The organism is Shinella sp. Sh6 (assembly GCF_055392685.1).
This window is the reverse complement of record NZ_AP044005.1, coordinates 3688983-3710116: the sequence shown is the minus strand read 5'-3', so window position 1 is coordinate 3710116 and position 21134 is coordinate 3688983. Positions and strand designations below refer to the sequence as shown.

19 protein-coding genes are annotated in these 21134 nt (G+C 67.6%); 10 read left to right on the top strand and 9 right to left on the bottom strand.

What is annotated here, in order from left to right; genetic code table 11:
* Positions 1–103: 103 nt before the first annotated feature.
* Positions 104–1129 carry a substrate-binding domain-containing protein gene (locus ACZ5TO_RS17685; protein ID WP_464799020.1) on the bottom strand — a complete coding sequence of 342 codons (1026 nt, stop codon included), beginning with the start codon at positions 1127–1129 and terminating at the stop codon, positions 104–106.
* A 283-nt stretch (positions 1130–1412) separates the two neighbouring features.
* Here ACZ5TO_RS17685 and ACZ5TO_RS17680 point away from each other — a divergent pair, with 283 nt between their 5' ends.
* Together ACZ5TO_RS17680 and ACZ5TO_RS17675 are read left to right on the top strand one after the other, a co-directional pair.
* Complete coding sequence (locus tag ACZ5TO_RS17680) at positions 1413–2642, top strand: ROK family transcriptional regulator (protein ID WP_464799019.1); 1230 nt, start codon at positions 1413–1415, stop codon at positions 2640–2642.
* The gene (locus ACZ5TO_RS17675; RefSeq protein WP_464799018.1) at positions 2642–3070 is read left to right on the top strand and encodes an RbsD/FucU family protein; all 429 of its coding nucleotides are present in this window, start codon (positions 2642–2644) and stop codon (positions 3068–3070) included. The genes ACZ5TO_RS17680 and ACZ5TO_RS17675 overlap by 1 nt, the downstream gene beginning before the upstream one ends.
* A 54-nt stretch (positions 3071–3124) precedes the next feature.
* Here the strand turns inward: ACZ5TO_RS17675 and ACZ5TO_RS17670 are convergent, their stop codons facing one another.
* Positions 3125–4066: an IS110 family RNA-guided transposase gene (locus tag ACZ5TO_RS17670; RefSeq protein ID WP_464799017.1), complete on the bottom strand. Its 942-nt coding sequence runs from the start codon at positions 4064–4066 to the stop codon at positions 3125–3127.
* Between the two features lie 403 nt (positions 4067–4469).
* On the opposite strand from ACZ5TO_RS17670, the gene ACZ5TO_RS17665 reads away from it, so the two are divergent.
* The gene (locus ACZ5TO_RS17665; protein ID WP_464799016.1) at positions 4470–5195 is read left to right on the top strand and encodes a type 1 glutamine amidotransferase; all 726 of its coding nucleotides are present in this window, start codon (positions 4470–4472) and stop codon (positions 5193–5195) included.
* Here the strand turns inward: ACZ5TO_RS17665 and pdxR are convergent.
* Positions 5192–6541: a MocR-like pyridoxine biosynthesis transcription factor PdxR gene (pdxR, locus tag ACZ5TO_RS17660; RefSeq protein WP_464799015.1), complete on the bottom strand. Its 1350-nt coding sequence runs from the start codon at positions 6539–6541 to the stop codon at positions 5192–5194. The two genes, ACZ5TO_RS17665 and pdxR, sit on opposite strands and share 4 nt — an antisense overlap.
* 113 nt (positions 6542–6654) lie before the next feature.
* Between pdxR and ACZ5TO_RS17655 the strand changes: the two genes are divergently transcribed.
* Entirely contained in the window at positions 6655–7368 is a 714-nt protein-coding gene (locus ACZ5TO_RS17655) for a pyridoxamine 5'-phosphate oxidase family protein (RefSeq protein ID WP_464799014.1), read from the top strand.
* On the opposite strand, the gene mepA is transcribed toward ACZ5TO_RS17655, so the two are convergent.
* Positions 7369–8436, bottom strand: a complete 1068-nt coding sequence (gene mepA, locus ACZ5TO_RS17650) for a penicillin-insensitive murein endopeptidase (RefSeq protein ID WP_464799013.1) — start codon at positions 8434–8436, stop codon at positions 7369–7371. It lies immediately after the preceding gene.
* A gap of 115 nt (positions 8437–8551) precedes the next feature.
* On the opposite strand from mepA, the gene ACZ5TO_RS17645 reads away from it, so the two are divergent.
* The 5 genes from ACZ5TO_RS17645 (at position 8552) to ACZ5TO_RS17625 (ending at position 15434) form a co-directional block, all read left to right on the top strand.
* Complete coding sequence (locus tag ACZ5TO_RS17645) at positions 8552–10462, top strand: extracellular solute-binding protein (RefSeq protein WP_464799012.1); 1911 nt, start codon at positions 8552–8554, stop codon at positions 10460–10462.
* A gap of 151 nt (positions 10463–10613) precedes the next feature.
* Positions 10614–11690, top strand: a complete 1077-nt coding sequence (locus ACZ5TO_RS17640; RefSeq protein WP_464799011.1) for a microcin C ABC transporter permease YejB — start codon at positions 10614–10616, stop codon at positions 11688–11690.
* Positions 11690–12829: an ABC transporter permease gene (locus ACZ5TO_RS17635; RefSeq protein WP_464799010.1), complete on the top strand. Its 1140-nt coding sequence runs from the start codon at positions 11690–11692 to the stop codon at positions 12827–12829. Before ACZ5TO_RS17640 ends, ACZ5TO_RS17635 begins: the two co-directional genes overlap by 1 nt.
* On the top strand, positions 12826–14460 hold the full coding sequence (locus tag ACZ5TO_RS17630; RefSeq protein WP_464799009.1) for an ABC transporter ATP-binding protein: 1635 nt from the start codon (positions 12826–12828) through the stop codon (positions 14458–14460). The genes ACZ5TO_RS17635 and ACZ5TO_RS17630 overlap by 4 nt, the downstream gene beginning before the upstream one ends.
* A gap of 14 nt (positions 14461–14474) precedes the next feature.
* Complete coding sequence (locus ACZ5TO_RS17625; protein WP_464799008.1) at positions 14475–15434, top strand: 2-hydroxyacid dehydrogenase; 960 nt, start codon at positions 14475–14477, stop codon at positions 15432–15434.
* A gap of 5 nt (positions 15435–15439) precedes the next feature.
* On the opposite strand, the gene ACZ5TO_RS17620 is transcribed toward ACZ5TO_RS17625, so the two are convergent.
* From ACZ5TO_RS17620 to ACZ5TO_RS17610, 3 genes are all read right to left on the bottom strand, one after another.
* Entirely contained in the window at positions 15440–16294 is an 855-nt protein-coding gene (locus tag ACZ5TO_RS17620) for a C40 family peptidase (protein ID WP_464799007.1), read from the bottom strand.
* A gap of 7 nt (positions 16295–16301) precedes the next feature.
* The gene (locus ACZ5TO_RS17615) at positions 16302–16652 is read right to left on the bottom strand and encodes a MarR family transcriptional regulator (RefSeq protein ID WP_184144407.1); all 351 of its coding nucleotides are present in this window, start codon (positions 16650–16652) and stop codon (positions 16302–16304) included.
* Between the two features lie 64 nt (positions 16653–16716).
* Positions 16717–18108 (bottom strand): leucyl aminopeptidase family protein, encoded by a 1392-nt coding sequence (locus ACZ5TO_RS17610; protein ID WP_184144406.1) that lies wholly within the window; start codon positions 18106–18108, stop codon positions 16717–16719.
* Between the two features lie 240 nt (positions 18109–18348).
* On the opposite strand from ACZ5TO_RS17610, the gene ACZ5TO_RS17605 reads away from it, so the two are divergent.
* Positions 18349–19053 carry a tetratricopeptide repeat protein gene (locus ACZ5TO_RS17605; protein ID WP_380779297.1) on the top strand — a complete coding sequence of 235 codons (705 nt, stop codon included), beginning with the start codon at positions 18349–18351 and terminating at the stop codon, positions 19051–19053.
* An 84-nt stretch (positions 19054–19137) separates the two neighbouring features.
* On the opposite strand, the gene ACZ5TO_RS17600 is transcribed toward ACZ5TO_RS17605, so the two are convergent.
* Positions 19138–20112, bottom strand: coding sequence for a type II secretion system F family protein (locus ACZ5TO_RS17600; protein WP_184144404.1), 975 nt, complete (start codon positions 20110–20112; stop codon positions 19138–19140).
* A gap of 9 nt (positions 20113–20121) precedes the next feature.
* On the bottom strand, positions 20122–21132 hold the full coding sequence (locus tag ACZ5TO_RS17595; RefSeq protein WP_184144403.1) for a type II secretion system F family protein: 1011 nt from the start codon (positions 21130–21132) through the stop codon (positions 20122–20124).
* Positions 21133–21134: the final 2 nt, after the last annotated feature.

The window sequence follows — 21134 nt, the reverse complement described above, 5'->3', positions numbered from 1 at the left end:
ATTGTCAAAACAAAGGGGCGTTTGCCGGGCCGTTCGCCCGCGCCACCCGATCCGTCCGTGGCGGATGGCCGGCCCGGTCATGCCGGGCCGGCGCTTCAGGGCATCAGCCCCAGCACTTGTCCTTGCCGGTCTTGGTGTCGATGGATTCGACGCCGGCGGCCGGCTTGTCGGTCACGAGCGCGACGCCCGTGTCGAAGAAGTTCTTGCCTTCGGTGGCCTGCGGCTTCTCGCCGGTGTCGGCGAACTTCTTGATGGCCTCGATGCCGAGCGCCGCCATCATCAGCGGATACTGCTGCGAGGTCGCGCCGATGACGCCGTCGATGACGTTCTGCACGCCCGGGCAACCGCCGTCGACCGACACGATCAGCACGTCCTTCTCCTTGCCGACGGCCTTCAGCGCTTCATAGGCGCCGGCAGCGGCCGGTTCGTTGATGGTGTGCACCACGTTGATGGACGGATCCTTCTGCAGGAGGTTTTCCATGGCGGTGCGCCCGCCTTCCTCGTTGCCGTTGGTCACGTCGTGGCCGACGATGCGCGGATCGTCCTCGTCGCCGATCTTGTTGATGTCCTTCACGTCGATGCCGAAGCCCTTCATGAAGCCCTGGTCGCGCAGGACGTCGACGGTCGGCTGGCTCGGCGTCAGGTCGAGGAAGGCGACCTTGGCGTCCTTGGCGGCGTCGCCCAGCGTGGCGGCGGCCCACTTGCCGATCAGTTCGCCGGCGAGCAGGTTGTCGGTGGCGAAGGTCATGTCGGCGGCGTCGATCGGCTCGAGCGGCGTGTCGAGGGCGATGACGAGCAGGCCCGCGTCACGCGCCTTCTGGACCGTCGGGACGATGCCCTTCGTGTCGGAGGCGGTGATCAGGATACCCTTGGCACCGTCGGCGATGCAGGTCTCGATGGCGGCGACCTGGCTTTCCGAATCGCCGTCGATCTTGCCGGCATAGGCCTTCAGCGTGACGCCGAGTTCCTTGGCTTTCGCCTCGGCGCCTTCCTTCATCTTGACGAAGAAGGGATTGGTATCGGTCTTGGTGATGAGGCAGGCGCTGACATCGGCGGCCGAAGCCGGCGAGGCAAAGGCCACGCCAAGCGCAAGCGCGCCGAGAGCGGCGGAAACGATGGTCTTCTTCATGTGATCCTCCCAAGGACAAAACGGGATGCGCCCCTCTCCTGGGGCCATCCGGTCGCAGGGGCCGCAGGTCTCCTCCTGCCGTCCGTGCTTCCGGGAATAAAAAGAGCACCAAAGGAAATGCCTGTCAATAAATAAATCGAGTTGAATTATTAATTCGATGTGGCATGCTTTCACGAAACAGGGGCGAAAAGCCCGGGCTGTGACGTTTCCGGTGGAAGAGGCGGATGCCAGCCAATAAAAGACCGAAGGGGCGCCGGGCGCCCGGACGGCACGGGAGGAGACGATGACGAAGAATGCCGCGACGGCACCCGCCGCGACGGCCGAAATCCTCGACCCGAGCGGGGGCGCCAACCAGGTGCGCGTGCGCGCCTACAACGAGCGTCTCGTCATGTCGCTGGTGCGCCGGCACGGCAGCCTTTCCAAGGCTGACATCGCCCGGCGCAGCGGCCTTTCCGCCCAGACCGTCACCGTCATCATGCGCGCGCTGGAGGCCGAGGGGCTGCTGACGCGCGGCGAGCCGATGCGCGGCCGGGTCGGCCAGCCCTCCGTGCCGATGCGGCTCAACCCGGATGCCGTCTATTCGCTCGGCCTGAAGATCGGCCGGCGTAGCGCCGACCTCGTCCTCATGGACTTCGTCGGCGGCATCCGCCGGCGGGTGCGCCGCAGCTTCTCCCATCCCATGCCCGGCCCGCTGCTCGCCTTCGTCAAGGAGGGCCTTGCCGAGCTGGAGGCCTCGATCACGCCGGAAGAGCGCGGCCGCATCGCCGGCCTCGGCGTCGCCGCGCCCTTCGAGCTGTGGAGCTGGGCGAGCGAGGTCGGCGCGCCGCAGGCCGAGATGGACCAGTGGCGCGGCTTCGATCTCGAAGCGGAGATCGCCGCGCGCGTGCCCTATCCGGTGGTGCTGCAGAACGATGCGACGAGTGCCTGCGCGGCCGAGCTCGTCTTCGGCCGCGGCCCGCAATATCCCGATTTCCTCTATCTCTTCATCGGCTCCTTCATCGGCGGCGGCGTGGTGCTCAATTCGGCGCTCTTCACCGGCCGCACCGGCACGGCCGGCGCCATCGGCCCGCTGCCCGTGCAGGGCCGCGACGGCCAGACGGTGCAGCTGCTCAAGATCGCCTCGATCTATCGGCTGGAAAACCTCCTGCGCGAGCACGGCATCGATCCCAAGCCGCTCTGGTACTCGCCCGATGACTGGATCGATTTCGGCGCGCCGCTCGAATTGTGGATCGAGGACAGCGCCGCCGCGCTCGCCCAGGCGGTCGTCGCCTCCGCCTCGGTCATCGACTTTTCCGCCGTCGTCATCGACGGCGGCTTTCCCGGCTGGGTGCGCGAGCGCGTCGTCGCGGCGACGCAGGCCGCCATCGCCCGGCTCGACCTGCAGGGCGTCACCCTGCCGGAGGTCGTCGAGGGCGCGGTCGGCAGCAGCGCCCGCTCGATCGGCGGGGCGAGCCTGCCGCTCTTCTCCCGTTATCTTCCGGACCAGAACGTCCTCTTCAAGGAGCTTGCCTGATGCTGAAAGGGATCGATCCCATCCTGAGCCCCGAACTGCTCGCCACGCTGCGCGCCATGGGCCACGGCGACGAGATCGCCATCGTCGACGGCAACTATCCCGGCGTCGAGCACGCCCGTAGGCTCATCCGCCTCGACGGCGTTGCGCTGCTTCCCGTGCTGAACGCCATCCTCTCGGTGATGCCCGTCGACGATTTCGTCGAGGAAGCGATCTTCCGCTCCACCTTCCGCCAGGAGCGTGACCGGCTGGAGCCCGTCCACCGCGAGATGATCGAATGCTGCGCCCGCCACGAGCCGGACCGCAAGGTCGTGCCCCTCGTCGGCGCCGACTTCTACAACCGCGTGCGCGCCGCCCACACGCTGGTGCAGACGAGCGAGCCGCGGCTCTATGCGAACATCATCCTGCGCAAGGGCGTGATCTACCCCTGACGCCAGCGGCGGCGTGCCGTGCCGTGTGGATCCTCGGGTCGAGCAACCGTGGAGTCATTGAGAGAGGGCTGTCTGGGATCGGGCGATTGCATTGAGGATTGTCATGAGCTTTCGAATGGTTGCGACCATTGCGAGCTTGAATGGTTTTCCCCTGCTGCGCAGGCGGTGATAGAAGCCTGCCAGGACAGGGTCCTTTGCCTTGATGGCACTGAGGACCGCCATGTAGGCGATGTCGCGCAGATGTTTTCGGCCACCCGAGCATCGCCCCGACCGATTGGAGGCCCCGGATTGACGCGCATGGGGCGCGACGCCGACAAGCGCGGCGATTGCCTTGGCCGAAACGAAGCCCAGCTCGGGCAGGTCTGCCAGCAGGGTGCTGGCCAGAACCGGGCCGACGCCCTTGACGTCACGAAGCCTGTCATAGCGCTGCCGCAGATGGGTGTGCTCGACGAGGAGCACGCGCACGGCCCTGTCGAGCTGCTCGATATCCCGGGCGATGGCATCCAGCCGTTCCTGGACGAGGGAACGCACCAGCGGCTCGTCCTCGGTGTCGAGCAGGCTGGCAAGTCCGCTTCTTTCTGCCACCAGCCTGCGGCGATGGGCCAGGACGGCGCTGAGCCGCTGGCGGGCGGCATCGGGGCGCCAGGGTGTCAGGTTCTCCTGCGCGACGGCCAGGTAGCGGGCGATCATGGCTGCGTCGATGGCATCGGTCTTGGCCAGCTGGCCGAGCGCACCCGCCAGCTGGCGCACGCGGGCCGGCGCCACGACATACACCGTCATGCCGGCCGCATGGAGCGGTGCGATCAGCTTGCGCTCATAGCCGCCGGAGGCTTCCACCGCGACGGCACACCGCCCGAGGCCGGCCAGGCGCTGCACGAGGGCGCCGATGCCGTCTTGCGAGGCGGGACAGGAAAACCGCGTGCCTGCCGGATGGACAAAGACATCGAAGCGGGTCTTGCACACGTCGATGCCGACGAAGGGGAGATCATGTATCATGGCCTTGCTCCCAGGCTTGTGGTGCGGGCGAAAGCCCGAGCAACCGTTCGGGGTCAAAGGGAGCAGGCAGGGCCTTGCTCGACCGCGGCCTTCAAAGCCAACCCGAGGGAACGGCCACCTGCTTGCATCGGCCGGGATGCGCATCCCGGCCGATGCAAGCCACTAAACCACATCTCATCCACACAAGCCCGAGGATGACGAAAGAGGAAAGGTATGGCGGACGGAAGCAGCGGTTCCGCATGCTGTCGCTTAATGCACGGGCAGCCTCTCCCCCTCTCCGTCATCCTCGGGCTTGACCCGAGGATCCACGCCCCACGGCACACCGCCGCCCTATTCCACCCGGGACACTTGAACGCGGCCGGGTGGCGTGGTTGTCTCGCGCGACGGGCAGAAGGAGAGACGGATGCGGGTTCTGGTGGTGGAAAACGATAGGGTGACGCTGCTCGGGCAGATCGGCATCGCCCTTGACGAAGCGGGCGCCGAACTCGACATCTGCCGCCCCCATGCGGGCGAGGCCCTGCCGGCCGACGATGCCGCCCACGACGCCATCGTCGTCATGGGCGGGCCGCAGAATGCCCGCGACGACGAGCGCCATGCTTACCTGCCGGCGCTCGCCGCGCTGATGCGCCGCTTCGGCGATGCCGACAAGTCGGTGCTCGGCGTCTGCCTCGGCAGCCAGTTGCTGGCCCGGGCCTACGGCGCGGAGAACCTGATCGGCGCGGCGCCGGAATTCGGCTGGTGCAGCGTCGCCCTGACGCCGGACGGCGCGGGCGATCCCGTCCTGTCGGCCGCTGCCGGCGCCTTCCCGATCTTCCAGTGGCACAGCGACACTTTCACCCTGCCCGAGGGCGCCGTGCGTCTTGCCGCGAACCCGGCGGCGGAGAACCAGGCGTTCCGCATCGGCCGCGCCGTCTACGGCACGCAGTTCCATTTCGAGGCGAGCCGCCCGGTGGTCGACGAATGGGCGCGGACCTTCCTCGCCGTAATGGCCGAGACTGCGCCCGGCTGGCTCGACCAGCGCGAAATCCACGCCGCCGAAATGGGCCCGGCCGCCGACGCCACCGGCCTTGCGCTCGCCCGCGCCTGGGTGGCGACCATCGCCGCCGGCAAGGCCCGCCGCGTCGCCTAGACCATTGCGGCGAACCGCGCCGCAGCGGCATGCAGCACCTCCGGCGCAAAGCCGGAAAAGCCGACGACGAGGCCCTGCCGCGCCGGCCCGGTGACCGCCATGGCCGACAGCGCCCGCGCGCCGAGCCCCGCCATCCGCGCCATCTCCACCGCCGCCACGTCGTCGAGCGCGGCGGGCAGGCCGGCGACGAGGTGGAGGCCCTGGTCCGGCACGTCCACCGTGAGGTTTCCCGCCGTCCTGAGCCCTGTCACCAGCGCATCGCGCGCGGCTTCGGCGCGCCGCCGCGCCCGGCGCAGATGGGCGGCGAAATGGCCCTCGCGGAGAAGATCGGCCAGCGCCGCCTCGGGCAGGGTCGGCGGGCCGCGGTCGCTGCGCGCGCGCAGCGCCACGAGCGGTTCGAGCAGCGCATCGGGAACCACGGCATAGCCGAGCCGCAGGCCGGGGAAGAGCACCTTGGAGAAGGTGCCGAGATAGACGACCCGGCCGCTGTCGTCCATGCCCTGCATGGCGGCGAGCGGCGGGCCGGCGAAGCGGAACTCGCTGTCGTAGTCGTCCTCGACGATCCAGCCGCCCGTCTCGCGCGCCCAGTCGATGAGGGCGAGGCGCCGGCGCATGCTCATCGTCACGCCGAGCGGAAACTGGTGGGAGGGCGTGACATAGACGGCGCGCGCGCCGGGCGCCGCCTTCGCGATATCCGCCCCCTCGCCGTCCACGGCAAGGCCCGAGACGGCAAGGCCGCTGCCGGAAAAGGCGGCGCGGGCGCTCGGATAGCAGGGATCCTCGATCATCACCCGGTCGCCGGGGGAAAGCGCCGTGCGGATGAAGAGGTCGATGCCCTGCTGCGTGCCGGTGGTGACGACCACCGAACGCGCCTCGCAGCGCACGCCCCGCGCCTGCCGCAGATAGGCCGCGATCGCCTCGCGCAGGCCCGCGCCGCCGCGCGGGTCGCCATAGGAGAAATGCTCCGGGCCCGGGCGGGCGAGATGGCGCGCCAGCAGCGTGCGGAAGAGGCCGAGCGTGCGCGCATCGGCCATGGCGACGCCGAGCGTGCCCGGCAGCGGCGGCGTCAGTGCCGCGCTTTCCGCCGCGACGGGCGCGGCCGGCTTCAGGCTGGGCACGCGGTCGGCGACGAAGGTGCCGGCGCCGGTGCGCGCGACGGCGTAGCCCTCGGCGATCAGCGTCTCGAAGGCGGCGACGACGCTGCCGCGCGAAACCTTCAGCCGCCGGGCGAGATCGCGCGTCGGCGGCAGCTTGCCGTCGGGCGGCACCGCGCCCGTCTCGATCAGCCGCCGCAGTTCCCGGTAGAGCGCCGGCGTGCGCCGGCCCGCTTCGGGCAGCACGGGCACGAGCGCCGACCAATCCGGTCTATTGGTCCGTATTTTTTCATCATTATTGGTGCTTTTCCAATCCAATGCCATGGCGCACCATGGCGGCACCGTTCGAGAAAGGCAAGCCCCGCATGACCGCCGATACCGTCTACCCCGTCACCCCGCGCAACCGCGTCAAGCGCCTGCACGAGCGCGCCAGCTACGACCGCGCCGCCGTTCACGCCATCCTCGATGCCGCCATGCTCTGCCATGTCGCCTATGTCATCGAAGGCCAGCCCTATGCCACGCCCACGCTGTTCTGGCGCCGGGGCGATACGCTCTACTGGCACGGCTCGTCCGCAAGCCGCATGCTGCGGCATTTGAAAGCCGGCACGCCCGCCTGCCTCACCGTCGCCCATCTCGACGGGCTGGTGCTTGCCCGCTCCGGCTTCAACCATTCGGCCAACTACCGCTCCGCCATGTGCTTCGGCACGGCGCGGCTGGTGGAGGACCCGGAGGAAAAGATCGAGGCGATGCGCGACGTCGTCGACCGTTTTTATCCCGGCCGCAGCGCGCTCCTGCGCCCGCTGACGGCGCAGGAGGCCAAGGCGACGACGATCATCGAAATGCCCATCGAGGAGGCGGCCGCCAAGGTGCGCGCCAAGGGTGTCGGCGACGACGAGGACGATTTCGCCCTGCCGATCTGGGCCGGCGTCATACCGGTGACGACCGTGCTCGGCGCGGCCGAAACCTGTCCGCGGCTCGTCGACGGCGTCGGGAAGCCGCAAACGCTGTCAATCTTCCCCGAGGGCGGGCGGCTCGACGCGGCCTTGCGGGAAGGCCAGCGCCTCTACGAAGAGGCCTGATTACTGGATAGGGCGCGGGATCGGGATCGGCACGATGGCCGGCAGGCCGACCGCCGCGTCCATCGCCATGCCGGCGGCAAGGCCCGCATCGTCCGCCCCGGCGGAGAAGGCGAGCGCCGTCGACGTGCCGCCGTTGCCGCGATAGGTCGCTTCCGCCTCGGACGCGGGCGAATCGCTCGCCAGCACCGCGCTGCACGCCTTCGGCAGGTCGGAGAGCGTGACGAAATGCGGCTTGACGGGCTTGGCGTCCTTCTTCGGCTTGGGCTTCGCCCAGGGCTCCTTGGTGAACCACCAGGCGAGCGAGGCGTCGCAGCCGTCGCCCGGCGGCACCTTGGCCTGCGGCTTGCAGCCGGCCGCCCCCTCCGGGCATTTGATGCGGATGTGGAAATGCTCGTCATGGCCGTAGATCGGCCGCACCTTGCCGAGCGCCGAGCGGTCGCCCTGCCAGGTCTCGCAGAGCTTCTTCTTGATCGCCGGATTGACGAAGACGCGCTCGACCTGAGGGTAGCTCGCCGCCATCATGACGAGGCGCGCGCGGGTCTCGGTCCAGCGGCGCGGATCGACCGTCAGGAACTTGCTCTTGTCGAGCATGGAGGTGAAGGGCAGCGCCTCCCGCTCGGCGGCGGACATGCGATGATCCGGCATCGGCGTGAACCAGATGTCGGCATCGAGCCCGACCTGATGGGAGGCATGGCCGTTCAGCATCGGCCCGCCGCGCGGCTGGGAGATGTCGCCGAGGAGAAGCCCCGGCCAGCCGATCTTGCTGCGCGCATCCTGCGAGAACCGCTCGATGAGCGCGATCATGGCCGGGTGGCCCCAGCGGCGGTTGCGCGAAAGGCGCATCGCCTGCCAGGTCGGCCCGTCCGTGGGGATCGCCACCGCACCGGCGATGCAGCCCCTGGCATAGGAGCCGTAGGGGCTCGTGACCATCTTCGCCGGCAGGCGCTGGGCGCCGAAGAGCTCCCTGGCGGGACGCTCCTCTGCCGCAAGCGGGCTTGCGAGGGTCGCGAGCGCCAGGGCGGCGGCAAGAGAGGTTTTCAGGCGGGAAAGGGGAAGATGCGCAGGCATTGTCCGGTCTCGAAAGTCGCAATCGTTGCGAAAGGTTAAAGGATCATCCTTTCGCAGTCGTGAATCGGCCCCCATAGGCGCGGCAAAAACCGCCGCTTTGATGGCAGGCTGTCAATTGCCCGGATTTTGCCTATTCTCTCGCCCATGCTTCGGCATGGCAACGAAAGGGAACGGGCATATGCAGGCAGCCTTCGCAAGAGTCGTATTCGCGGTCGCCCTCGGGCTTTGCGCCACGGGGGCACAGGGCGCAAGGGCCGAGGATGCGGCGCCCGTCTGGCGGACCGGCATTTCCACGATCGGCGAATTGAAACACCCGGACGGCTTTGCCCATTTCGACTATGTCGATCCCGACGCGCCGAAGGGCGGCGAGCTGAAGCTTTCGGAAACCGGCACCTACGACACGTTCAACCCGGTCCTCGCCAAGGGCGAGGCGGCGACGGGCGTGACCTCCCTCGTCTTCGACACGCTGCTGAAATCGGCCGAGGACGAGATCACCGCCGCCTACGGCCTGCTCGCCGAGGGCGTTTCCTATCCCGACGACATCTCCTCCGCCACCTTCCGCCTCAGGGCGGAAGCGAAATGGGCGGACGGCCAGCCGGTGACGCCCGAGGACGTCGTCTATTCCTTCGACATGGTGAAGGCGCACAATCCGCTCTTCGCCAACTATTACCGCCACGTCGTTTCGGCCGAAAAGACCGGCGAGCGCGACGTCACCTTCCGCTTCGACGAGACGAACAACCACGAACTGCCCAATATCCTCGGCCAGTTCCCGATCATCCCGAAACACTGGTGGGAAGGCACCGACGCCAAGGGCAACAAGCGCGATATCGCCCGCACGACGCTGGAGCCGGTGATGGGCTCCGGGCCGTACAGGATCGCCTCCTTCCAGGCCGGCGGCTCCATCCGCTTCGAGCTGCGCGACGACTACTGGGGCAAGGACCTCAACGTGAATGTCGGCCAGAACAATTTCGGCACGATCACCTATACGTTCTTCGGCGACAAGAACGTGGAGTTCGAGGCCTTCCGCGCCGGAAACGTCGATTTCTACCAGGACAACAGCGCCAGCCACTGGGCGACGGCCTACGACTTCCCCGCCATGCAGGACGGGCGCGTGGTGCGCGAGCAGATCGAGAACCCGCGCCGCGCCACCGGCGTCATGCAGGCCTTCGTGCCGAACCTCCGGCGCGAGCAGTTCAAGGACCAGCGCGTGCGCGAGGCGCTGAACTACGCCTTCGATTTCGAGGACCTCAACCGCAACCTCGCCCACAACGCCTACCAGCGCGTCGACAGCTACTTCTGGGGCACGGAGCTCGCCTCGTCCGGCCTGCCGGAGGGCCGCGAGAAGGAAATCCTCGAAGGGCTGAAGGACAAGGTTCCCGCCGAGGTCTTCACGACGCCCTACACAAACCCCGTCAACGGCGACCCGCAGAAGGTGCGCGAGAACCTGCGCAAGGCGCTCACGCTCTTCAAGGAGGCCGGCTACGAGCTCAAGGGCAACAAGCTGGTGGAGACGAAGACGGGCAAACCCTTCGGCTTCGAGATCCTGCTCTCCAATCCCTCCTTCGAGCGGACGGTGACGCCCTTCGTCAACAGCGTGAAGAAGATCGGCATCGACGCGCGCATCCGCACGGTCGACGCCTCGCAATACACCAACCGCGTGCGCAGCTTCGACTACGACATGATCTACGGCATCTGGGCGCAATCGCTGGTGCCCGGCAACGAGCAGAGCGACTACTGGGGCTCGTCCTCGGTCGGGCAGGAAGGCTCGAAGAACTATGCCGGCATCGCCGATCCGGCCATCGACGAGCTGATCAAGAAGATCGTCTTCGCGCCGAACCGCGACGAGCTGGTGGCGACGACCCGCGCGCTCGACCGCGTGCTCCTCGCCCACCACTACGTCATCCCGCTCTTCTATTCCAAGACGATCAACATCGCCTACTGGAAGCAGCTCGCCCGGCCGCAGGAACTGCCCTATTACGGGCTCGGCTTCCCGGATGTCTGGTGGTCGAAGAACGCCGGCAAATGAGCGGGGTCTTGCGCCGTGCGGCGTCCTCGGCTCCATATGGGCGGGAACGAATCACCGCCGCGCGCGGCGGCAGAACGGAAGGGTTGGGCTTGACCGACAGGACTGGGCCAAGACGGAAAGACCGGCGGCACGCGCCGGCGGGCGGGCGCTGATGGGCGCCTATATCCTGCGCCGCCTGCTGCTGATGATCCCGACGATCTTCGGCATCATGGCGATCTCCTTCGCCATCGTGCAGTTCGCACCGGGCGGCCCCGTCGAGCAGGTCATCGCCGACCTCACCAGCCAGGGCTCCGGCGACCGGCTCTCCGGCGGCACGGACATGACGCAGGAGACCGGAGGCGACGGCGCTTATCGCGGCGCGCGCGGCCTCGACCCGGAATTCATCGCCAAGCTGGAAAAGCAGTTCGGCTTCGACAAGCCGCCGCTCGAGCGCTTCCTGACGATGATGTGGGACTATATGCGCTTCGACTTCGGCGAGAGCTTCTTCCGCAACACGTCGGTGGTCGACCTCATCGCGCAGAAGATGCCGGTCTCCATCTCGCTCGGCGTGTGGATCCTCATCTTCTCCTATGCCATCTCCATTCCGCTCGGCATCAAGAAGGCGGTGAAGGACGGCTCGGCCTTCGACGTGTGGACCTCCGGCATCATCATCGTCGGCTATGCCGTGCCGAGCTTCCTCTTCGGCATCCTTCTGATCGTCCTCTTCGCCGGCGGCTCGTTCCTCGACTGGTTCCCGCTGCGCGGCATCGTCTCGGACAATTTCGACAGCCTCTCCTGGTGGCAGAAGCCGCTCGACTACATGTGGCACATGACGCTGCCGCTGATCACGCTGCTGCTCTCCGCCTTCGCGACGACGACGCTTCTGACGAAGAACTCCTTCATCGACGAGATCAAGAAGCAGTATGTGACGACGGCGCGCGCGAAAGGCCTCACCGAGAGCCAGGTGCTCTACCGCCATGTCTTCCGCAACGCCATGCTGATCATCATCGCCGGTTTTCCGGGCGCCTTCATCTCGGCCTTCTTCACCGGCTCGCTGCTCATCGAATATATCTTCTCGCTCGACGGGCTCGGCCGGCTCGGCTACGATTCCATCGTCCGGCGCGACTATCCGATCGTCTTCGCCACGCTCTTCATCTTCTCGCTGATGGGCCTCGTCGTCTCCCTCGTCTCCGACCTCATCTATACCTGGGTCGACCCGCGCATCGACTTCGAGCGGAGGGACATCTGATGAGCGCCGTCACGGACACGACCCCCGCCGCCCCGCCGAGGAAGGGCCTGCTCTCGCCGACCAACAGGCGGCGCTGGGAGAATTTCCGGGCGAACCGGCGCGGCTACTGGTCGCTGTGGATCTTCCTCGTCATCTTCGTCCTCAGCCTCTTTGCCGAGTTCATCGCCAACGACCGGCCGATCCTCGCCTCCTACAAGGGCGAGCTGCTCTTTCCCGTCGTGATCGACTATCCGGAGGAAAAGTTCGGCGGGTTCCTCGCCGAGACCGACTACCGCTCCGATTTCATCACCGACGAGATCGAGGCGAACGGCTGGATGATCTGGCCGCCGATCCGCTATTCCTACAGCACCACCAATTCCAACATCCCCCATTCCGCACCGACGCCGCCCTTCTGGCTGATGGGCGGAGAAGAGCGTTGCGCCGGCTATCCGAACGGGGCGGCGGATCCCAACTGCAACTGGCACAACCTCAACTGGCTGGGCACCGATGACCAGGCGCGCGACGTTCTCGCCCGCGTCATCTACGGCTTCCGTATCTCGGTGCTCTTCGGCCTGGCGCTGACGATCTGCTCGGCGGTCGTCGGGGTTTCGGCCGGCGCCGTGCAGGGCTATTTCGGCGGCTGGACGGACCTCCTGATGCAGCGCTTCATCGAGATATGGTCCTCGATGCCGGTGCTCTACATCCTCCTCATCATCGCCGCCATCCTGCCGCCCGGCTTCTGGATCCTGCTCGGCATCATGCTGCTCTTCTCCTGGGTCGGCTTCGTCGGCGTGGTGCGCGCGGAATTTTTGCGCGCACGCAACTTCGAATATGTCAGGGCGGCGCGCGCGCTCGGCGTCGGCAATGCGACGATCATGACGCGGCACCTCTTGCCGAACGCGATGGTCGCCACCCTCACCTTCCTGCCCTTCATCCTCTCCGGCTCGATCACCACGCTGACCTCGCTCGATTTCCTCGGCTTCGGCATGCCGCCGGGCTCGCCGTCGCTCGGCGAGCTGATCGCGCAGGGCAAGGAGAACCTCCAGGCGCCGTGGCTCGGCCTTACCGCCTTCGTCGTCATGTCCCTCATGCTGTCGCTGCTGATCTTCGTCGGCGAGGCGACGCGCGACGCCTTCGATCCGAGGAAGACCTTCCGGTGAGCGCTCCCGAAACCATCCTCTCCGTCCGCGACCTCTCCGTCGCCTTCCACCAGGGCGGCAACACGTCGCTCGCCGTCGACCGCGTCTCCTTCGACATCCGGCGCGGCGAGGTCGTGGCGCTGGTCGGCGAATCGGGCTCCGGCAAGTCGGTGACGGCGAACTCGATCCTGAAGCTCCTGCCCTATCCCGCCGCGAGCCATCCCTCCGGCGAGATACACTTCAACGGCAAGGACCTCCTGAAAGCCTCGGATGCGGAGCTGCGCACGGTGCGCGGCAACGACATCACCATGATCTTCCAGGAGCCGATGACCTCGCTCAACCCGCTGCACTCCATCGAGCGGCAGATCGGCGAGATCCTGAAGCTGCACCAGGACATCGAGGGTCCCGCCGCACGCGTGAAAATCCTCGAACTGCTCAACCAGGTCGGCATCCGTGAGCCGGAAAAGCGGCTTGCCGCCTATCCGCACGAGCTGTCCGGCGGCCAGCGCCAGCGCGTGATGATCGCGATGGCGCTCGCCAACCGGCCTGAGCTGCTGATCGCCGACGAGCCGACCACGGCGCTCGACGTCACCGTGCAGGCGCAGATCCTCGAACTCCTGAAGAACCTCAAGGAAGAGCACGGCATGTCCATGCTCTTCATCACCCACGACCTCGGCATCGTGCGCAAGTTCGCCGACCGGGTCTGCGTGATGACCAGGGGGCAGATCGTCGAGACCGGGCCGGTCGAGGAGATCTTCACCAACCCGCAGCACGCCTATACGCGCCACCTGCTCGCCGCCGAGCCGAAGGGCGCGCCGCGGCCCGCCGACGACAGCCAGCCCGTCGTCATCGAGGCGGAGGACGTGAAGGTCTGGTTCCCGATCAAGGCCGGTTTTCTCCGCCGCGTGGTGGACCATGTGAAGGCCGTCGACGGCATCGACCTCAAGCTGCGCGCCGGCCATACGCTCGGCGTCGTCGGCGAATCGGGCTCCGGCAAGACGACGCTCGGCCTTGCGCTGACGCGGCTCATCTCGTCGAAGGGCCGCATCGCCTTCGTCGGGCAGGACATCGCCGGGCGCACCTTCGCCGAGATGCGGCCGCTGCGCCGGCGCATGCAGATCGTCTTCCAGGACCCCTACGGCTCGCTCTCCCCGCGCATGTCCGTCGCCGACATCGTCGCGGAGGGCCTCAAGATCCACGAGCCGTCGCTTTCCGAGGCCGAGCGCGACCATCGCGTCGCCGCCGCGCTGGAGGAGACCGGCCTCGACCCCACGACGCGGTGGCGCTACCCGCACGAATTCTCCGGCGGCCAGCGCCAGCGCATCGCGATCGCCCGCGCCATGGTGCTGAAGCCCGAATTCGTCATGCTGGACGAGCCGACCTCCGCGCTCGACATGAGCGTGCAGGCGCAGGTCGTCGAGCTCCTGCGCGACCTTCAGGCGAAGCATAACCTCGCCTATCTCTTCATCAGCCACGACCTCAAGGTGGTCCGCGCGCTCGCCAACGACATCATCGTCATGCGCAGCGGGCGCGTGGTGGAGAAGGGACCGGCAAACGACATCATCGAGCGGCCGGGCGAAGCCTATACGAAGGCCCTGATGGCCGCCGCCTTCAACCTCGAAGCCGTCCGCAGCGAGACGATCAGCCAATAGCAGCAGGAACCAGCATGCCGACGAAAAGCCCGGTCATCATCGATCTCAAATTCGACCAGGAACAGGTCGCCGCCGCCCTCAAGGGCGCCTTCCCGGACCGCGAGGTGATCAACCTCCTCCATCCGGCAAGCCGCAACCGCGACCTTTCCGGCATCGACTATGCCGTGGTCTGGAAGCCGGGCGCCGACCTCTTCTCCCGGGCGAAGGACCTGAAGGTCGTCTTTTCCGGCGGCGCGGGCGTCGACCATGTGCTGACGCTGCCCGGCCTGCCGGACGTGCCGCTGGTGCGCTTCGTCGATCCCTCCCTGACGACGCGCATGAGCGAGTGGGTCGCCCTGCAATGCCTCCTGCACCTGCGCCAGCACCGGGCCTACGAGGCGCAGCGGCAAAAGCGCGTCTGGCGCGAGCTCGCCCAGCCGGAGGCGAAGGAGTTCACCGTCGGCATCATGGGCTTCGGCGTGCTCGGGCAGGATGCGGCGGCCAAGCTGAAGACGCTCGGCTTCAACGTCATCGGCTGGTCGAAGAGCGGCCGCAAGGTCGAGGGTTTTGAGACCTATGATGAAAACGGGCTCGACGCCTTCCTGGCGAAGACCGACATCCTCGTCGGCCTGCTGCCACTGACGCCGGAAACGAAGGGCATCTTCAACACGGGCATCTTCACCCGCCTTTCCTGCAAGGGCCCCTTCGGCGCGCCGGTCTTCGTCAACGGCGGGCGGGGCGGCAGCCAGGTGGAGGCCGACATCGTCGCGAGCCTCAACGACGGCACGCTGCACGGCGCCTCGCTCGACGTCTTCGAGCAGGAGCCGCTGCCGCTCGAAAGCCCGCTCTGGTCGATGGACAAGGCGTTCCTGACGCCGCATGCCGCGGCCGCCTCCGACGTCGGGGCGCTCTTCCGCCATGTCGGCGAGCAGATCGAGCGGCTGGAAAGCGGCAAGCCGCTGGAATATCTCGTCGACCGCAGCGCGGGTTACTGAGACGTTCAGGGCCGGCGATAGCCCGTCGGCTGCTCGTAGAGCCAGCCGATGCGCGCGATGGCGGCGTCGAGGTTCTCGCGCGCCACGCTCATCGTGTGGCCGTTGGCGTGGACGATGGTCGCCCCGTCCTCCATGATCGCCACATGCCCCTTCCAGAAGACGAGGTCGCCGCGACGCAGCTCGCTCCGTTCGACGGGCGCGCCGAGGCCGGCGGCCTGCATGTCGGAATCGCGCGGCGCCGTGCGGCCCGTCATCATCATGGAAAGCTGCACCAGGGCCGAGCAGTCGATCCCGAAGCCCGAGCGCCCGCCCCACAGATAGGGCGTCTCGATGAAGCGGGAGGCGACGGAGACGTAATCCTCGCTCGCCGGCGCGCCGACCGGCAGGCAATGGCCGGCAACGACCGACCGGCCGCACTCCAGCGTGAGGTAGCGCGTCCCGCGCGTCTCGCTCTCGCCGACGACCGTTAGCCGGCTTCCGATCGACAGGGCGAAGGCGGCGGGGTTGCGCAGGTCCGCACCCGTATAGGCGAAGGTGCGGGGGACGGCGACGACATGGGTCGGCGCGCCCGTCCCGGACGCCAGCGCCGTCTCGCGGACATAGCCGACATAGCCGTCGAAGGCGGATTTCACCCAGGCCCAGCCGTCCGCCCGGTCGAGCACGGTGACGCTCTCGCCGAACAGCACCTGCGTGTCGATGCCGGCCGCCTCGTCCGGCCGGGGCCGCAGCGGCACGACGGGCTCCGAGACCGTTGCCGGCGTGCCGGAGACGTAGCGGGCGGCATCGACGGTGCCGCGCAGGGCCTCCTCGGCGAGGTCGGGGCGGTAGGCATTGAGGCGGCGGTCGGGCAAGGCGGTCATGGTCTTCTCACGGAGCGAGCTTGCGGCCTCCGGCGATGATGAGGTCGCCGAGGCGTTCGAGATAGAGCGCGCCGTCCACGGTGCGCTTGATGACGACGTTGCGCCGGTCGCGCTCGTCGCGCATCCGCGTCACCAGCCCCTGCTCGCCCATCGTGTCAAGCGCGCGGGTGATGACCGGCTTGGTGACGCCGAGCCTGGCGGCCAGCCCCCGCACGGTATGCGGCGGCGGCACGAGGTATATTTCCAGGAGGATGGCAAGCTGGCGCAGCGTCAGGTCGCGCCCGTCCTCGTGGACCTGCTGCAGCGTCACCTCATGCCAGAGGCCGAGCGCCTGCGATGGGGTGAGATCTACCGGCACGGCTCCTCCGGGCAAATGGCTGTCGTTACGCTACCGTATCGTTCGTCCGAAGGAAAGCGTCCCGTCAGGCGGTCGCCTTGCGCAGGTGGTGGTAGAGCGCGCGGATCGCCTGCGCCTCGCCGCCGACCGGCGAATGCGGCCGCTCGGCCTGCGCCCAGGCGTAGATGTCGAAATGCACCCAGCGCCGGTTGCGCGTGACGAAGCGCTTCAAGAACAGCGCCGCGGTGATCGAGCCGGCCATGCCGCCTGCGGGCGCGTTGGTGAGGTCGGCGATGCGGGCGGAGACGTCCTTGTCGTAGCCGGCATAGAGCGGCATGCGCCACATCGGGTCGTCCACCGAAAGGCTCGCCTCGGCAAGGTCGTGCGCAAGGTCGTCGTCGTCGGTGAAGAAGGGCGGCAGGTCCGGGCCGAGCGCGACGCGCGCCGCACCCGTCAGCGTCGCCATGTCGACGATGAGGTCCGCTTCCTCCTCGTCCGCATAGGCGAGCGCGTCGGCAAGGATCAGCCGGCCCTCGGCATCGGTGTTGTCGATCTGCACGGTCAGGCCCTTACGGCTCCGGTAGATGTCGCCGGGGCGGAAGGCGTTCGCCGAGATGGAATTCTCGACGACGGGAACGAGGACCCGCAGGTCCACTTTCAGCTTGGCGTCCATGATCATCAGGGCGAGGCCCATGACGTTCGCCGCCCCGCCCATGTCCTTCTTCATCAGCAGCATGGAAGAGGCGGGCTTGATGTCGAGGCCGCCCGTGTCGAAGGTCACGCCCTTGCCGACGAGCGTCACGCGCTTGTGGCCCTTCTTGCCCCAGCGCAGTTCCAGGAGGCGCGGCGCCTGCGCGGCCGCGCGGCCGACCGTGTGGACGAGCGGAAAATTCTCCTTGAGCAGATCGTCGCCCGCGATGACGGAGACCTTCGCCTTGTAGTGCTCGCCGAGCGCGCGGAAGACGTCTTCCAGCGCATCCGGGCCCATGTCGTTGGTCGGCGTGTTGACGAGGTCGCGGGCAAGGAACACGCCGGCGAGCTGGCGCTTGATGTCGGCGGCGTCCGCGTCCGTCGGGATCAGCAGCGTCGGCGCCTCGGCGGCGGCGGCCTTGTAGCGCTCGAAGCGGTAGCTGCCGAGGCCGTAGCCGAGCGCGAGGCGGTTGGCCGTCAGCGGCGCGGTCTCGATGTGCCAGTCGCCGGCCGGCAGGGTGCGGGCGAGCTTGCCCGTCAGGAACGGCGCGTCGGACGGGTTCTTGCCGAGGCCGAAGAGCGCGCCGCCCAGATGCCCGTCCGCCGTCGGCACCATCAGCAGAGCGCCCGATTCGGCCTTGAAGCCGGCCTTCTTCGCCCAGTCGAGGGCGATCGGATCGATCGACCCGGTCTCGATATGGGCCGGCGTGATCGCGAAGATCGGCAGCGTCTTGCCGCCCTTCGTGTTGAAGGGAGAGGGCCGGTCGATGAACTGGAAGGGGGCCATGGCGGAACCTTTGCAGACGAGCTTGAGAATCAGGCGATTAACACTCTGTTAGGGTTAACAGATTATTGCTGGAGCGGAGATTGCGGCGTGATTCCTTGACCGCCGCGACATGCGGGAAAATCGCTTCGGGGACTGATCATGGCCGCTTGCCCTAAGGGTTCGTCACTTCGTCCGGCGCTCCTTGCGAGCGCGGGCCTCCTCATCGGCCTGTCCCTTGCGGGCTGCGCGGGCAAGAGCAACATGACCACGGGGTCCATCCCGAAGTCCGAGCCGGTGGCCGCCATGAACGCGACGCAGCTTCGCGGGGCCGCCGAGCGGATCGGCGAGGCCTACGAGAAGAACCCCAAGGACCGCAATATCGGCATCCAGTATGCGAGCGTCCTGCGCATGAACGGGCGCAACGACCAGGCGCTCGCCGTCATGCAGCAGGTCGCCATCGCCAATCCGAACGACCGCGAGGTGCTGGCAGCCTACGGCAAGGCGCAGGCCGCCGCCGGCCAGCTCCAGCAGGCGCTCGATACGATCCTGCGCGCCCAGACGCCGGACCGGCCGGACTGGCGGCTGAAGTCGGCCGAAGGGGCGATCCTCGACCAGCTCGGCCGCTCGAGCGAGGCACGCCAGCGCTACCGCGCCGCGCTCGACATCCAGCCGAACGAGCCTTCGGTGCTCTCCAACCTCGGCATGTCCTATCTTCTGGCGCGCGACCTGAAGACGGCCGAGACCTACCTGCGCTCGGCCGCCCAGCAACCCGGCGCCGACAGCAGCGTGCGGCAGAACCTTGCGCTGGCCGTCGGCCTGCAGGGCCGCTTCCAGGAGGCGGAGACCATCGCCCGGCAGGAGCTGACCGCCCAGCAGGCCGAGGCGAACGTCGCCTACCTGCGCGCCATGCTGAGCCAGCAGAACGCCTGGAAGAAGCTCGCCGCCGAGGACAACAACACCAACTGATCTCCAAGCGTCCCTCCCAAGACGCCAACGCCCCGGCCGAAACCTCGGCCGGGGCGTTTTCCGTCATGCCTTATGGGGTTTCGTTCAGAAGCGGTCGGCGACCTGGATGCCGGCGGGGCCGAGGATGACGGCGACGAGCACCGGCAGGAAGAACAGGATCATCGGCACCGTCAGCTTCGGCGGCAGGGCGGCGGCCTTCTTCTCGGCCTCGTTCATGCGCTGGTCGCGGCATTCCTGCGCGAGCACGCGCAGCGCCTGGGCGAGCGGCGTGCCGTAGCGTTCGGCCTGGATGAGGGCCTGCGTCACCGATTTCACCGTGTCGAGGCCGACGCGCGTACCGAGGTTCTCATAGGCCTGCCGGCGCTCCTGCAGGAAGGAGAGTTCGGCCGTGGTCAGCACCAGCTCCTCGGCAAGCTCGGAGGAGGCCATGGCGATCTCGTCGGCGACGCGCTTGAAGGCGACCTCGATGGAGATGCCCGATTCCACGCAGATCAGCATCAGGTCGAGCGCATCCGGCCAGGCGCGGCGGATCGACTTCTGCCGCTTCGTCACCTGGTTGGAGACGAAGATGTTCGGCGAATAAAAGCCGATATAGGCGATGACGACGGTGGCGAGGATGCGCATCGGCAGCGGCTTGTCGCCGAGGAAGCCGAGATAGAAGATGTAGAAGACGGCAAGCGCCAGGAACACGAAGGGCAGCACGAAACGGGCGAAGAGGAAGATGTTCAGCGCGTTCTGCGAACGGTAGCCGGCCTGCCGCAGGCGGTTGACGGTGTTGGCGTCGACCAGCGCCTCGCGCAGGTTCAGCCGCTCGACCACCTGCCGCACGGAGGTGTTGTGCTGGGCGCGCAGCGAGGCCTTGCTCTGGCTCGCCTCGGCATTGAGGCGCGCCCGTTCGCGCGCCCGCATCTGCTCGCGCTCCAGCGCCACCGCCTTCATGCGCTTGTTGAGGTCGCCGCGCTCGAAATAGGGCGCCGCCAGCGTGTAGAAGGTCGCCAGCACCGCGATTATCACGAAGGCGGGCAGCAGGATGGCCGGATTGGTAAGCGTTTCAACCATGGCCGCCCCCTAGATGTCGAAGTTGATCATGTTGCGCATCACCAGGATGCCGATGGACATCCAGATGCCGGAGATGCCGAGGATGAGGTGCCCGCGCGGATCGTGGAAGAGAACCATGATGTATTCCGGCGAGGTCAGGTAGACGAGGAAGGCGACGATGAAGGGCAGCGCGCCGATGATGGCGGCCGAGGCCTTGGCTTCCATCGACAGCGCGTTGACCTTGGCGCGCATCTTGCGCCGCTCGCGCAGCACCCGCGACAGGTTGCCGAGCGCTTCGGAGAGGTTGCCGCCCGCCTGGCTCTGGATGGCGATGACGATGGAGAAGAAGTTGACTTCCTGCAGCGGGATGTTGGTGAACATGCGCGCGCAGGCCTCCGGCACGCTGAGACCGACCTGCTGGGCCTCGACGATGCGGCGGAATTCCGAACGAACCGGCTCCTGTCCCTCGGCGGCGATCAGCCGGAGGGCGTCGGTGAGCGGCAGGCCCGACTTGATGGAGCGGACCATGACGTCGAGCGAGTTGGGGAATTCCTCGAGGAACCTGTTGAGCCGCCGCTTGACGAGGAAGCCGACGACCCAGCGCGGCAGCCCCGCCGCGACGATGAAGGCGGCGCCGAGCGAGACGAGAAGGCCCGCGCCCGCCAGAAGCGTCAGCACGAAGGCGAACAGGCCGAAGATCGCGCTGAAGATGTAGAACTTCGTGACGGTCAGCGACAGGCCGGCCTGCGACAGGCGCGCCTTCATCGTGGTGGCGACGCGCTTGGTCTGCTCGCGCTGCTTCTTTTCGAGGTCCTTCAGCGAATCCTGCACCGACTTGCGGCGCTTGGAGAGTTCCTGCATGCGGTCGCGGGCAGCCTTGGCCTTGCCCTGGTCGGTCTCGGCGGCCTGCACGCGGCGCACGCGGCTTTCCGTCTTCTTCTCCGCCTCGATGCGCGAGAACAGCAGGCCGTAGGCGAGGCCCGCGGTCGAGAGCACCGCCAGCGCGAAGATCGCAACGATGTTGATATCCAGCCCGAACATCC